At 61.1% G+C, this 13,312-nt stretch carries 11 protein-coding genes; 10 read left to right on the forward strand and 1 reads right to left on the reverse strand.

The features are described from left to right. The first annotated feature begins 14 nt into the window (after positions 1-14). From HZS79_RS04995 to HZS79_RS05020, 6 genes are all read left to right on the forward strand, one after another. Positions 15-1,343: a lysine N(6)-hydroxylase/L-ornithine N(5)-oxygenase family protein gene (locus HZS79_RS04995; RefSeq protein WP_179927223.1), complete on the forward strand. Its 1,329-nt coding sequence runs from the start codon at positions 15-17 to the stop codon at positions 1,341-1,343. Next, positions 1,340-2,512: an MFS transporter gene (locus tag HZS79_RS05000; RefSeq protein WP_179927224.1), complete on the forward strand. Its 1,173-nt coding sequence runs from the start codon at positions 1,340-1,342 to the stop codon at positions 2,510-2,512. The genes HZS79_RS04995 and HZS79_RS05000 overlap by 4 nt, the downstream gene beginning before the upstream one ends. 2 nt (positions 2,513-2,514) lie before the next feature. Then, the gene (locus HZS79_RS05005; RefSeq protein WP_218927936.1) at positions 2,515-4,962 is read left to right on the forward strand and encodes a GNAT family N-acetyltransferase; all 2,448 of its coding nucleotides are present in this window, start codon (positions 2,515-2,517) and stop codon (positions 4,960-4,962) included. A gap of 85 nt (positions 4,963-5,047) precedes the next feature. Beyond that, positions 5,048-5,569, forward strand: a complete 522-nt coding sequence (locus HZS79_RS05010) for an RNA polymerase sigma factor (protein WP_162216947.1) — start codon at positions 5,048-5,050, stop codon at positions 5,567-5,569. A gap of 61 nt (positions 5,570-5,630) precedes the next feature. Further along, positions 5,631-6,365 carry a siderophore-iron reductase FhuF gene (gene fhuF / locus HZS79_RS05015; RefSeq protein WP_179927225.1) on the forward strand — a complete coding sequence of 245 codons (735 nt, stop codon included), beginning with the start codon at positions 5,631-5,633 and terminating at the stop codon, positions 6,363-6,365. Positions 6,366-6,380: 15 nt separating this feature from the next. After that, the gene (locus HZS79_RS05020; RefSeq protein WP_179927226.1) at positions 6,381-7,313 is read left to right on the forward strand and encodes an AraC family transcriptional regulator; all 933 of its coding nucleotides are present in this window, start codon (positions 6,381-6,383) and stop codon (positions 7,311-7,313) included. A gap of 77 nt (positions 7,314-7,390) precedes the next feature. Here the strand turns inward: HZS79_RS05020 and HZS79_RS16810 are convergent, their stop codons facing one another. Then, the gene (locus tag HZS79_RS16810) at positions 7,391-7,558 is read right to left on the reverse strand and encodes a hypothetical protein (RefSeq protein ID WP_246311424.1); all 168 of its coding nucleotides are present in this window, start codon (positions 7,556-7,558) and stop codon (positions 7,391-7,393) included. On the opposite strand from HZS79_RS16810, the gene HZS79_RS05025 reads away from it, so the two are divergent. The 4 genes from HZS79_RS05025 to fhuB all read left to right on the forward strand — a co-directional run bounded on the left by HZS79_RS05025 (position 7,479) and on the right by fhuB (position 13,243). Then, positions 7,479-9,497 carry a TonB-dependent siderophore receptor gene (locus HZS79_RS05025; RefSeq protein WP_246311420.1) on the forward strand — a complete coding sequence of 673 codons (2,019 nt, stop codon included), beginning with the start codon at positions 7,479-7,481 and terminating at the stop codon, positions 9,495-9,497. The genes HZS79_RS16810 and HZS79_RS05025 overlap by 80 nt on opposite strands. A 75-nt stretch (positions 9,498-9,572) precedes the next feature. Beyond that, positions 9,573-10,340, forward strand: coding sequence for an ATP-binding cassette domain-containing protein (locus tag HZS79_RS05030; protein ID WP_179927228.1), 768 nt, complete (start codon positions 9,573-9,575; stop codon positions 10,338-10,340). Between the two features lie 3 nt (positions 10,341-10,343). Then, positions 10,344-11,246, forward strand: a complete 903-nt coding sequence (locus tag HZS79_RS05035) for an ABC transporter substrate-binding protein (protein WP_179927229.1) — start codon at positions 10,344-10,346, stop codon at positions 11,244-11,246. Next, positions 11,243-13,243 carry a Fe(3+)-hydroxamate ABC transporter permease FhuB gene (gene fhuB / locus HZS79_RS05040; protein ID WP_371829564.1) on the forward strand — a complete coding sequence of 667 codons (2,001 nt, stop codon included), beginning with the start codon at positions 11,243-11,245 and terminating at the stop codon, positions 13,241-13,243. Before HZS79_RS05035 ends, fhuB begins: the two co-directional genes overlap by 4 nt. Positions 13,244-13,312: the final 69 nt, after the last annotated feature.

A 13,312-nucleotide genomic window follows, 5' to 3' on the forward strand; every position in this document is an offset into this window, starting at 1 on the left:
AGCGAGATACGACCATGACACAGACTGTCCACGACTTTATCGCCATTGGCCTTGGCCCCTTCAACCTTGGCCTAGCCTGCCTCACCGACCCAATTGATGAACTTGATGGCCTCTTCCTCGAACGCAGTGACTGCTTCGATTGGCACCCCGGAATGCTGCTTGAAGATGCCACTCTGCAGACGCCTTTCATGTCAGATCTGGTCACCATGGCCGACCCCACCAGTCGCTTCAGCGTTCTCAACTACCTGAAACAACAGGGCAAGCTCTACAACTTCTATATCCGCGAGAACGTCTTCCTGCTGCGCAAGGAGTACAACCACTACTGCCAGTGGGCAGCCGCCCAACTAGACAGCATCCGCTTCAGCACCGAAGTGACTCGCATCGATCACGACGAGACCGCAGGGGTCTACCGGGTGAGCTGCCGCGACACCCATAGCGGCGAGGCGCAGATCCATCTGGCACGGCGACTGGTGCTTGGCACCGGTACTAGCCCCTATCTGCCGGAGGGCTGCCGAGAAGTAGACCCACGCCCGCTGCACTCCAGCGAGTATTTGCAGCACAAGGCCGAGCTGCAGCGCCAGGAGGCTATCACCCTGATTGGCAGCGGCCAGAGTGCCGCCGAGATCTACCATGATTTGCTCGCTGACATCGACCGCTTCGGCTATCGCCTCGACTGGATCACCCGCTCGCCCCGCTTCTTCCCACTGGAGTATGGAAAACTGACCCTGGAGATGACATCACCGGACTACATCGATTACTTCCACTCCCTGCCCGAAGCCACCCGCAACGGGTTAATGCAGCGCCAAAAGAGCCTCTACAAGGGCATCAACCTGGAGCTGATTGATGCAATTTACGACCTGCGCTACGCCAAGGCGCTAGGCGGCGAGGTTCACTCTGACCTGCTCACCAACACCAACCTAGAAACCTGCCGCTATGATGCCGAGCGCGGCGAATACGACCTGACCCTGTGGCACACCGAGCAGCAGCGCCACTACCGTCACCGCACCCCAGCGCTGATCATGGCCACCGGCTACCGCTACCATATGCCAGACTTCTTAGCGCCTATCACCTCGCGCATCGCCTTCGACACCGCCGGACGCTATGCCGTAGGCCGCTTCTATGACATCGACGGCGGGCGCGGCGAGCTCTTCGTGCAGAACGCCGAACTGCACACCCACAGCCTGGTGGCTCCGGATTTGGGCATGGGACCCTATCGCAATGCCTGCATCATCCGCGCCTTGACCGGTAGAGAGGTCTACCCCATCGAGAAGCGCATCGCCTACCAGCACTTCGGCGCTCCAAGTGAGGCTGTCTTTGAACCGATGGACGCGGAGCCTGCATGAGACCGACGCCCTGGCTGGTAAGTGTCACCGCCGTAGCGGTGGTCAGCGACTCCATGCTACTGCCCTTCTATCCGCAGTTCTTCGCCGAGCGCTTTGGTGTGACCGACCCTGCCCACGTCGGCAGCTACCTAGCCATGAGCTGCCTGGTGGTAATGCTGGCACTGCCTATCTGGGCGTTGCTGGCACGGCGGTTCGGCACCCTGCAGCTGCTGGTGGGCACCCAACTCGTCGCCGGCGGCTTGAGCCTGTCCTGCGCGCTGGTCACCTCACTGCCGCTTTTCTGGGGATTGTCGCTGGCCATGCTGGTGGCCAAGGCTAGTTACCTGCTGGTCTACCCGTACCTCATGCACTTCGAGCCCCAGGAGCGCCACGCCACTCTAATCGGCATGCTCTCAGTGGTGGTGCATGCTGGCGGCATTCTCGGTGCCATCGTGGGCGGCCTGGTACTGGAGCTCTGGCAGCCGGCTCGCGTGTTCCAGCTGATGGCGGTGAGCGATATTCTCCAGGTGGCGGTTTGCCTGCTGTTGCTCAGCCGCGGACAAGTGCCCCACGCGGCGCCCGCCACTCCAACCTCCCCCAGCGCCAACGGCGCTATTCTGCGCTTGGGTGTGGTGATGCTGCTGTTCACCTTCAGCGCCTATCTGGCACGACCCTTTTTCGCCCAGTACTGGGCGCTAGCCTCGGGCCAACCGAGTGCGACGCTGGCTGGCGCGGTCTTCGCGATTCCCGGCGGTGTCGCCGTAGCGCTGCTGGCTTTCGACTTGTTGGGCCGACGCCCAAGCGGTGCGGCCATCGTTATCCCACTGGCAATCGGCCTCACGGGCCTGCTGCTCCAAGCCAGTGGCGAGGTTATCGCCATCCTAGCGGGTCGGCTGCTACTCGGCTGGGCACTGTTTCGCGTCTCTGTGCGACTGGAAGTACGCCTCTTCCAGCTCAGCACACCAAAACGCTACGCCAGCGACTTCAGCAAAATCCATATCTTCCAGGGGCTCGGCGTGCTCATCGCCTCCTGGGGCGCTGGTCGCTTGGTCGACACCCAGGGCCTGGCCAGCCCCTTTTTCGTCGCGGCGTTAGGTTTCGCCCTCTGCGCCCTCGCCTATCGCTTGCTGCTGGCCGGGCCATCGTCGAGCCAAGCACAGCCAACTGATCCCGTTTCTGCAAGGACCTGACCATGAATCTCTTCCAACCGACCCCGACCACTCGCATCACCTACAGCCGCCACGCTCAAGGGCTGGGGTCTTTCAGCCTCCGCCCACTGCACCTGCCCGAGGACCTACCCCTGGTACATGACTGGGTTACCGCACCCCGAGCAAGTTTCTGGGGTATGCAGGGCCACTCTGCTGAACGCGTGCTCGCCTTCTACCGCGACCTGCAGGAAAGCAACCAAGCACAGGGCTACCTGGGGCTATTCAACGATCAACCTGCCTTTCTGGTGGAGTGCTACGACCCGCGCCACGACCCTATCGGAGAGCACTATGATGTGGCCGAGGGTGACCGCGGCATGCACTTCTTGGTGGCTCCTGCCAAGACGCCGCTGACCGGCTTCAGCGTCCAGGTGATCACCACCATCCTGGCCTTTATGTTTGAGGACCCCGACACACGGCGCATCGTGGTAGAGCCGGACGTCAACAACCGCAAGATACATCCGCTCAACCGCCGAGTAGGTTTTGTTTACGAACGCGAAGTGCAGCTGCCCGAGAAGACCGCTCACCTCGCCTTCTGCGACCGAGAAGCGTTCGCCTCGGCGGTGAGCCGCGAAAACCCGCGCCTCACCCAGGTACTGGCCGCCAACCCCACACGGGTCACTTCCCACCTAACCCCCGACCACTGGGCTCAGGCCAACCGCTGGCTGACCCGCAAGGCGATTGCTGAGTTCTCCCATGAGCGCCTGCTGGCCCCCGAGGCACTGCACGTGGATACCAAAGGCAACGGCGACTACCGGCTGGCTGCCCCGAACACGGCGGTCGAGTACCACTTCCGCGCCCGTCGTCTGGCGCTGGATCACTGGATGATCGACCTCGACTCCCTCGATAAGCGGGTCGATGACGTCTCAGCTGAGATCGACGCGCAGCACTTCATCCTCGAATTCCGCCAGCCCCTGGGGATCAGCAATGAGATGCTGCCGGTTTACCTGGAAGAGATTGCCAGCACCCTGTTCGGCAGCGCCTACAAGCTAGACAGCAACCGCCCAGATGCCGATGGGTTAGCCGATGCCGACTTCCAGACACTGGAGGCCGCCATGACGGAGGGCCACCCTGTGTTCGTGGCTAATAATGGCCGCATGGGCTTCGACGCCGTTGACTACCACGCCTTTGCCCCAGAAGCCGCAGCGCCCATCACCCTGGTATGGCTCGCAGTACATCGCGAAGACGCTCATTTCAGTGCCATCGAAGGCCTAGACTACGAGGCACTGTTGCGCGAGGAGCTCGGCACAGCAACAGTAAATGACTTTCACCGACGGCTGGGAGAGCGCCATCTCGACCCCACGGACTACCTGCTGATGCCCGCTCATCCCTGGCAGTGGTTCCACAAGCTATCCATCACTTTCGCCGCTGAGGTAGCTCGGAACCGCATCGTCTGCTTGGGCTACGGTCACGATCAGTATCAGGCCCAGCAGTCGATCCGTACCTGGTTCAACGTGAGCCAGCCAAATCGGCGCTATGTGAAGACAGCACTGTCGATTCTCAACATGGGCTTTATGCGTGGTCTCTCTCCCAATTACATGCGCGCCACACCGACCATTAACGACTGGATCAAAGCACTGGTCGACGGCGACCCTGAGCTTCGTGCCCAGAGCTTCACGATCCTCCGCGAGGAGGCCGCTATCGGCTTTCGTCGCGACGCTATCGAGCCAGTCTTCGATAGCCACAGTGCCTACAAGAAGATGCTAGCCTGCCTTTGGCGGGAGAGCCCCATGCGCTACCAGCGCGACGGCCAGCAGCTGATGACCATGGCCGCCCTGCTGCATGTCGATGCAAATCAACGCGCGCTGCTGCCGCGACTGATCACGATTTCCGGGCTTTCCACCAGTAGCTGGCTGGACTGCTACTTAAGGGTTTACCTTCGCCCGCTGCTGCACTGTTTCTATGCCTATGATCTGGTGTTCATGCCTCACGGCGAGAACCTGATTTTGCAGCTCAAGGATGGTGTTCCGGTGCGCGCCATCATGAAGGACATTGCCGAGGAGATCGCCATCATGAACACCGAGGTGGAACTGCCCGAGGCCATTTCTCGAATCCGCCTCGATATACCCAAGTCACTCAAGGTATTGTCGATCTTCACCGATGTGTTTGATTGTTTCCTACGCTTTATGGCGGGAATTCTGGTCGAGCAAGGCGACATAACGGAAGACGTTTTCTGGGAGCGGGTGGCACGCTGCGTCGTTGATTACCAGCAGGACCACCCTGAGTTCGCTGAGAAGTTCCACCAGCACGATCTCTTCGCGCCAGAGTTCGTACTCTCCTGCCTAAACCGACTGCAACTCAGCGACCACCAGCAGATGCTCGACTTGGCAGAGCCAGCAAAAAACCTGAAATTCGCAGGCAACCTCGCCAACCCCATTGCCGCCTTCCACCCCATCGCCTGCGCAAGGGCAACCCAACAGCTGGAACTAACCTGAACTATGACGACACTGGGCCCGCTGCAAGGGCGGGCCCTATAAGAACCAACACCATTCGAGCCCCTGACACCATGATCGTGTTCCCATGACCGACCATCTGGACCTCACCCGTCTTTATCGAATGCACGCCAGTGATCTGAATGGCTATTTACGACAACGGCTGCACTGTCCTGCCCTCGCCGATGACCTCTGTCAGGAGGCGTTCTTGCGCCTGAGCCAACGGCCATGCAACGAGGGCCTTGAAGAGCCACGCGCCTACCTGTTCCGCATCGCCAATAACCTAATGATTGATCATCATCGTCGCTGTTACTCACGCATCGACCACCAGCCACTCGATGATCCTCGTCTCTGCCTCGCCTGTCCCTACTCTTGCCCAGAAACGGCAACCGAAAGCGCCCTGTGTCAGCGCCAGTTACGGCGAGCTATGGCATCGTTGCCACCACGGCTTCTCCAGGCATTGACCTGGCACCGCTTGGAAGGGCTGACCCAAGCCGAGATTGGCCGACGCTTTGGGGTCTCTGAACGCATGGCGGGGCGCTATATCACCCAGGCGCTGGAGCGATGCCGCAGTGAGCTGGTCGGCACTACATCACTGTGCCAAGAGTAGACGCTATTGCTAATGATTAGCATTCATATTACTATCTGGAAATTATTCTTGGTGGTGAGCCATGCCCCCTGCGCTGACGACACTCTATCTCGGCCCTCTGGAAGGCCTGCTGCCCCCCGTCCTGGGAGTTCCCCCCGACGGCCCCTATACCTTGCCTGCTTGGAAGTTGCTTTCCCCCAGCTACCTGACGCCTCTGCTGGAGCGCTTCACCCTTCAGTATGGCCGCGGCGACCGTCGTGCCGTGGCTTCACTGTGGTCAAAGTGGCACTTCAGCTCAGTGATTTCAGCCGCCCTGGCCGCCAACCTACTGCTGGAACGTGACCTACCCCTGGGTCTGGATGACCTTCATCTCGAACTGACTCCCGAGGGGCAGACACGACGCCTGTGGCTTCATCATGCAGGGAAGCCATTGGCCTCTCAGGACGCATTCACGCGTTTCTCAACGCTAATCGAAGGTCATCTCACCCCACTGATCACGACCCTGGCGCAACTCTCAGGAGCCTCTCCAAAGGTGTTCTGGAGCAACGCAGGCAACTACTTCGAGCACTTCGCCGAGGCTCTGCAAGCGCACCCTCTGGCAGAGGCCGACGTAGCTGAGCCGGCCAGGGAGCTCATGGCCAACCGCCACCTGCCGGATGGCCGCCGCAATCCTCTCTTCCAGCCGGTGCGCTACCTACAAGGTACCCATGGGACGAAAACCGAGCGCCGCCGACGCCTCTGCTGTATCCGCTATCTGATGCCAGAGCTCGGCTACTGCGGCAACTGTCCACTGAACCAGGGCAAGTGTCGCCACTGACCGGAGGATGAGGAGATGACCAGGGCTGCCATCTATCGGATGACCGTTGCGGATTTTCTCGATTACGGCCACCGCTACTGCATTGAGTATCGTTTCCCAGCAACGGCATGCCCGCCGGAACGGGCCGCCCAGATGTCCGTCGCCCAAGGTCGGGTAGAGGAAATAGTGCTCTTTCCCGGCGTCGAGCTGGTGCTCTCCGACATCGATGTGATTCACCCTTATGCATCACACTCGCTGGGCTCGGCAGCGCGGCTGCTCGTGGTGGTGATAGAGGGCCGCGTGCGGCTGGGATCAAACACAGAACAGCGCTGGCTGACGGCCGGGCAGGCTCATTCCTTGTGCTTGAACGACCGGCAAGTCCTCGACGCCTACCAGCCCGAGGGCCAGCGACTGCGCACTCTCTGCCTGTCACTAGACGAGACGGCCATGCACCAGTGGTGCGGCGAAACCTTGCCGGCAGAGCCATCCAGCACTTGGTCACTCACTCACGCACTGAACCTATCCCTGGAGCAGAGTTTTCACTCGCCTCTGACTGGCCTACCCCGGCGGCTACTCTTCCAGGGGCTCGCGCTGCAGCTGCTGGCTCAGGGGCAGGCACCGCCCAGCCGCGAAAGCATTCAGGTAACAGCGTCACCCAGCCGCTTGGAGTCGGTTCGCCGCCTGCTTGAGGAAGCCCCCGAACGGGAACATCGTCTGGAAGTGCTGGCAGCACGTGCCGCGATGAGTCCTAGCACCCTGGTGCGTCGCTTCAAGACTGCCTACGGCTGTTCACCCATCGACTACCTGCGTCGCATGCGCCTGTCTCTGGCTCGGGAACTACTGCTCGACGGGCATAGCATCCAACAAGCCGCGCATCTGAGCGGTTACCGTCATGCCAGCAACTTTACCACCGCATTCCGCCGTGCTTTCGGTGTGTCTCCCAGCACCCTGACGAGGCACCATCAATGAACGCAACCTGCGTCACGCGCATAACAAATCGCTCAGCGCGCATAACTCAGCACGCCAACAAAATGGAATAATTCTCATTACCAAAAGAATTCACACCGAGAATCATCCATGCCACAGCTAAATCGCCTGACACTGGCCGTCGCGCTGGCCACAGCCTCTATTTCCATGCCGCTACTGGCCGATGCCCCCCTGGAAACCCTGACGGTGACCGCCAGCGCCGCCACCAAGACTGAGACGCCCTTCATCGAGACGCCTCAGGCCGTCTCGGTGGTCGAGCGGGATGACTGGGAGTCCCGCGGAGCCGAAAGCGTCCAGCGCGCCGCCAACTATACCCCTGGGGTCTTCACTAACCAGATCGGTGCCTCCAATCGCTATGATTACCTGGTACTGCGCGGCTTCGCCGACGGCAGCATTAACAATACCTTCCTCGACGGTCTCAAAGTGATGAGTGACGGGGGATCCTTCAGTTCATTTTCGGTCGATCCCTGGTTCCTGGAGTCTATCGAGGTCGTCAAGGGCCCCGCTTCAGTGCTCTATGGGCGCGCCTCTCCCGGAGGCCTGGTCGCCCAGACAAGCCGCCGTCCATCATTTGAACCTGGCGGTGAGCTGCGCCTGCGCCTCGGTAACAATGCCAATCGCAGCGCCGCGTTCGATATTACTGGTCCGCTGGATGCCGAGAACCGCCTCGCCTTCCGTCTCACCGGCCTGGCGCGAGCCGCCGACACTCAGTTCGGCCCGACAGAAGAACAGCGCTATGCCATCGCCCCCCAGCTCACCTGGGATATCACCGATGCCACCAGCTTGAACCTGCATGCCTATCTGCAGCGTGATCCAGAAGGGGGGTACCACTCGGGGCTTCCCTATGAAGGTACGGTGGTAGATCGCAACGGCCGACGCATCTCGAACACCTTCTTTGAGGGCGAGGCAGCCTTCGAAAAATTCCAGCGTGACCAGGTCATGGTGGGCTACGAAGTAGAGCATCACTTCAACGATGCTGTGAGTGCTCGCCAACGGCTGCGCTACACCGAAAGCAGTGTCGAACTAGATCAGGTCTACGCCTTTGGCTGGGCCTCGGCCACCGAGCTCAACCGCTACTATTCCGGCGCCGATGAGTCGCTCGACGCTCTAACCGTCGACAACCAGCTAGAGGCACGACTTTCCACCGGTGGCGTGGATCACACCCTGTTGCTGGGTCTGGATTATCAGCAGCGCGACAACGACGTCACCTGGACCTCGGGGGCCTTCCCGACCATTGATGCCTTCAACCCTCGCTATGGCGCTGGCCCCAGTGCGATGAACCCAGAAACGCGCCAACGCCGTGAACTTGAACAGACCGGCCTCTATCTACAAGACCAGATGACCATCGGCAACTGGCACGCCAACCTGGGCCTGCGCCACGACTGGGTCGATATCACCAACACCGACCCGGATAGCGGTTCCGCCAGCACACTGGATGACACCCAGTTTAGCGGCCGCGCCGGTCTGCTCTATCATTTTGACAGCGGCCTAGCGCCCTACATCAGCTATACCACCTCCTTCAGCCCCAATAGCACCACTGACCAAAACGGCGACCTGCTGGCTCCCTCTGAGGGCGAACAGGTTGAGCTCGGCCTGAAATATCAGCCGCCAGGCACTCGTGATCGTTACAGCATCGCGCTGTTCGATATCACCCAGGAGAATGTCTCCACCAAGCTGCCCAACGAAACCTTCCACCGCGCCACCGGCAAGATCGAGTCCCGTGGTGTCGAGCTGGAGGCGCATCACCAGTTAACCGATGCCTTCTCCCTGCAAGCCGCCTACAGCCACACCGACGTGACCCTGGAGAAGACCGGCGACGCCAATGAAGGCAACCGCAGCAACCAAATACCGCGCCACCAGCTCGCCGTGTGGGGCAGCTATGCCTTCCAGTCCGGCGCGCTTACTGGCCTGGACACTGGACTTGGCATTCGCTATCACGCCGATATCCAAGCCGATGACGCTAATACCGAGAAGGTGCCAGACTACACTCTGGTCGATGCCACCCTGGGCTATGACCTGGGTCGCCTGGGCCTCACGGACATGTCGGCACGACTCAACGTCACCAACCTGCTGGACAAAGAGTACGTGGCCTCCTGCTACGACCTGAACTTCTGCTACTTCGGTGCCGAACGCAGTGTCACGGCCTCTTTCCATTATGCATTCTGATAACCCGTTAGCCGCCGTTGTCGTGATCAATGGCGGCTCCGGCACGCCGCTAACTGACATGCAGAGAAAATCACCATGTTCGAAACCCATGCCGCCACCTTCACAGTGGATGGAAAGCGTCTTCTGCAGCCCACCGAGCTGAGCCTTAGCGAAGGCCTGGTGCATGGCCTGATCGGCCATAATGGTTCAGGCAAGTCGACGCTACTCAAGCTGCTGGCTCGCCAGCAGCCAGTTAGCAGCGGCGAGATACATCTCGACGGTCGCCCTTTGCCTGTTTGGGGACAGCGCGAATTTGCCCGCCGGGTCGCCTACTTGCCCCAGCACCTGCCCACCGTCGATAGCCTGACAGGGCGCGAACTGGTGGCCATGGGTCGTTACCCCTGGCACGGCCTGCTGGGTCGCCACGGTGCCGAGGACATTGCCGCCATCGAACGCGCCTTGGCGCTGACCCAAACCGAGTGCTTTGCCGACCGCTTGGTGGACACCCTTTCCGGCGGCGAACGTCAGCGGCTCTGGCTCGCCATGTTGTTGGCTCAGGGCAGTGGTTTCCTGCTGCTTGACGAACCCCTGGCGGCACTGGATATCTCCCACCAAGTGGACGTGCTGGAATTGATTCGCCGCCTCTGCGCAGAACTTAACTTGGGAGTGATCATCGTGCTTCACGATATCAATCTGGCCGCCCGCTACTGCGACCATCTGGTGGCTCTGCACAGCGGCCGCCTGTTGGCCAAGGGCAAGCCTGAGGCGTTGATGAATAACACCACCCTAGAGGCCATTTATGGCCTGCCGATGCACGTGGTGCCTCATCCTAGTGGTGCCTATCCGATGGCGGTGGTGCCCTGAAAGATGCTACCGATAAGCTTACTGTCACGGGCCTTCTCGTTTGGTCTGTTCCTTCTGATAGCCCTGTTAATAGCCCTTCTTTTATTCGCTGCCGCGCCCCTCGCCCAGGCCGAGCGCAGTGGTCCGCGCCTTGCCAGCCTTGACTGGACCCTGGCTGAAACGCTGATAGCCCTGGGCCACCCGCCAATAGCGGTGGGTCAGGTCTCGGCCTACCACGCCTGGGTAGGCGAGCCATCACTGCCTGATTCGGTCATCGACCTGGGGCTGCGCAGCCAACCCAACCTGGAGCGACTGGCTGCCCTGGCACCCCAGCGCATTCTGATTTCACCGATGTTCGCCAACCAGCGGCCACGCCTTGAGCGTATCGCCCCGGTCAGCGAGCTGGCTCTCTATACCCCTAACGAGGCCCCCTGGCCACAAATGCTGACCCTAACCCAAACGCTAGCCCACCTTATCGATGACCCTGCCGCGGGCGAATCACTGATCGAAGCAACCCATGCAAGCCTTGTATCGCTGCGCGAGCGGCTGCCAGAAACCACAGAGCCACTGCTGATCGTGCAATTTATGGATGCCCGCCACGTGCGGGTCTTCGGCGAAGGTGGTCTTTATCAAATGGTGCTGGAGCGTTTGGGTCTAGAGAATGCATGGCAGGGATCGACCAATGCTTGGGGCTTCAGTCTGGTGAGCCTGGAGGCGCTGGCCACCATCGACGCGCGACTCGTCGTGGTGGAGCCCTATCCCCAAGGCGTTGAGGAGCAGCTCGCCAACAGTGGCCTATGGCAACATCTACCGAGCGTCGCCACCCAGCGCGTTATCCGCCTGCCCCCCGTATGGAGCTTCGGCGCCCTGCCCTCAGCAACGCGCTTCGCCGAATCACTGGTCGGCGCTCTGGAGGCCCAGCCATGATGACATCGTCCATGCTAACTGGCCGCTCGCATCGAATGCGCCTCGCCCCCTGGATGGGGCTTGCGCTGCTAGGCTTGCTGATGCTGGGACTGGCGATTACCTCGCTTTCCGACCAGGGGGGGTCAGCCCAGGCTTGGAGAGCCCTGTTCGCGGTGACGCCTGGAGATACCACAAGCTTGGTGCTGCACTACGTCTGGTGGCCACGCCTGGCCATGGCGTTACTGGCTGGCGGCGGTCTGGCCCTAGCTGGGGTGTTGATGCAACAGGTACTGCGCAACCCGCTGGCGGCTCCCTCCACGTTGGGGGTGGCCAGCGGTGCCAACCTGGCTCTGATGGCTGCCACCCTCATGGCACCTGGCTTACTGGTACTGGGGCGGGAGTGGGTAGCGCTGGCCGGAGGTAGCCTGGGGATGGGGCTGGTCATGGCACTGGCCTGGCGGCAGCATCTGGCACCACTGGTCGTGGTGTTGGCAGGCCTAGTGGTCAATCTCTATTTCGGCGCGTTGGCCCTGGTGCTCTTACTCTTCCACCAAGAGGAGCTTAAGGGGCTACTGATCTGGGGCGCTGGCGCGCTTGCCCAGGATGGCTGGAACGATGCAGCTTTTCTCGCCCCACGCATAGCCCTGGGTCTGCTAGTTAGCCTTGTGCTACTACAACCTTTACGAACGCTAGCGCTGGATGACGCCAGCGCGACCAGCCTAGGGGTTCGCCTCAAGCACCTTCGTCTGTCCGCTCTGGGGCTAGCCATCTTTCTCACAGCCAGCGTGGTCAGCGTCGTGGGGGTCATCGGCTTTATCGGCCTGGCAGCACCCAATATGGTGCGTCTGGCAGGGGTACGCGGCCTGGCGGCGCGACTGCTGGCCTCCACTCTGCTCGGGGCCTTGCTGCTGACCATCACTGATCTGCTGCTGCAAAGCGCCAACGTCTGGCTGCCGACCCTCATTCCCACCGGCGCCGCCACCGCTGCATTGGGTGCCCCGCTGCTACTGTGGCTGATACCGCGCCTGCGCCTAAACGGTGATGGGCCACCCCGCGCCGCGACAGGGCTTGGCCCTCGCCACCCCGCCCCTGCCCGCCTCGCCACCGGAATCGCCCTAGCGCTAGTCATCGCGATGATCGTCGCCTTGTACTGGGGCCAGGGCAACCAAGGCTGGCAATGGCTGACGAACTGGGAGATCCTTCAGTGGCGCTGGCCACGCCTGACCACAGCGGCTGCCAGCGGCGTACTGTTGGCATTGGCTGGCACCTTACTGCAACGACTGACCGCCAACCCCATGGCCAGCCCCGAACTGTTGGGTATTAGCAGCGGCAGCGCCATGGCCTTGATGGCGGCGATCTTCCTGCTACCAGCGCCGGGAAACCTAACCCTGTTGGCAGCGGGCACACTGGGTGCCTTGGCCAGTTTAGCCGTGCTTGTGTTACTCAATCGCCGCAGTGGCCTTCATCCAGAGCGACTACTGCTGACCGGGGTAGCTATTACCGCTCTCTTCGATGCCGTGCGTGCCATCGTACTGGCCAGCGGCGATCCTCGTGGCCAGCTGATTCTGGCTTGGCTTTCCGGCTCCACTTATTATGTCGAAGCAGGCATCGCCCTGGCGGTGACCGCTGTGGCACTGATCCTCAGCCTTGCGACCCTGCCTTTTTCCCGCTGGCTAGATATCCTACCGCTTGGGGCAGCCAGCACCCAGGCCCTCGGCATTCGCCTGAACCGAGCACGGCTGTGGCTATTACTGCTGGTGGCTCTGCTCACCGCCTGTGCCACCCTGGTGGTTGGGCCACTCTCCTTCGTCGGCCTGCTGGCACCGCATATGGCACGCCTGCTGGGGTTTAGTCGGGCATTTAGCCAACTTATCAGCGCCGCCCTGCTAGGCGCGCTGCTGATGGTGGTAGCAGACTGGCTAGGCCGCCAACTACTGTTCCCCGACGAGATCCCCGCTGGCATCATTGCCTCACTGATTGGCGGTAGTTTCTTCCTCTGGCGGCTTCGCAAGCTATAGCACTGATCCAAGCCACTAGTTAGTAGTTGATATCCAAGGAAAGAGGCATCGGGCAATTCATTCTGTCGT

It is taken from the genome of Vreelandella zhaodongensis, from assembly GCF_013415115.1.
Lineage (GTDB): Bacteria > Pseudomonadota > Gammaproteobacteria > Pseudomonadales > Halomonadaceae > Vreelandella > Vreelandella zhaodongensis.

Coding starts and splice junctions, on each gene's coding strand:
- HZS79_RS04995 (WP_179927223.1), top strand. CDS start 15: ATGACACAGACTGTCCACGACTTTATCGCCATTGGCCTTGGCCCCTTC.
- HZS79_RS05000 (WP_179927224.1), top strand. CDS start 1,340: ATGAGACCGACGCCCTGGCTGGTAAGTGTCACCGCCGTAGCGGTGGTC.
- HZS79_RS05005 (WP_218927936.1), top strand. CDS start 2,515: ATGAATCTCTTCCAACCGACCCCGACCACTCGCATCACCTACAGCCGC.
- HZS79_RS05010 (WP_162216947.1), top strand. CDS start 5,048: ATGACCGACCATCTGGACCTCACCCGTCTTTATCGAATGCACGCCAGT.
- fhuF (WP_179927225.1), top strand. CDS start 5,631: ATGCCCCCTGCGCTGACGACACTCTATCTCGGCCCTCTGGAAGGCCTG.
- HZS79_RS05020 (WP_179927226.1), top strand. CDS start 6,381: ATGACCAGGGCTGCCATCTATCGGATGACCGTTGCGGATTTTCTCGAT.
- HZS79_RS05025 (WP_246311420.1), top strand. CDS start 7,479: ATGCCGCTACTGGCCGATGCCCCCCTGGAAACCCTGACGGTGACCGCC.
- HZS79_RS16810 (WP_246311424.1), bottom strand. CDS start 7,558: ATGAAGGGCGTCTCAGTCTTGGTGGCGGCGCTGGCGGTCACCGTCAGG.
- HZS79_RS05030 (WP_179927228.1), top strand. CDS start 9,573: ATGTTCGAAACCCATGCCGCCACCTTCACAGTGGATGGAAAGCGTCTT.
- HZS79_RS05035 (WP_179927229.1), top strand. CDS start 10,344: ATGCTACCGATAAGCTTACTGTCACGGGCCTTCTCGTTTGGTCTGTTC.
- fhuB (WP_371829564.1), top strand. CDS start 11,243: ATGATGACATCGTCCATGCTAACTGGCCGCTCGCATCGAATGCGCCTC.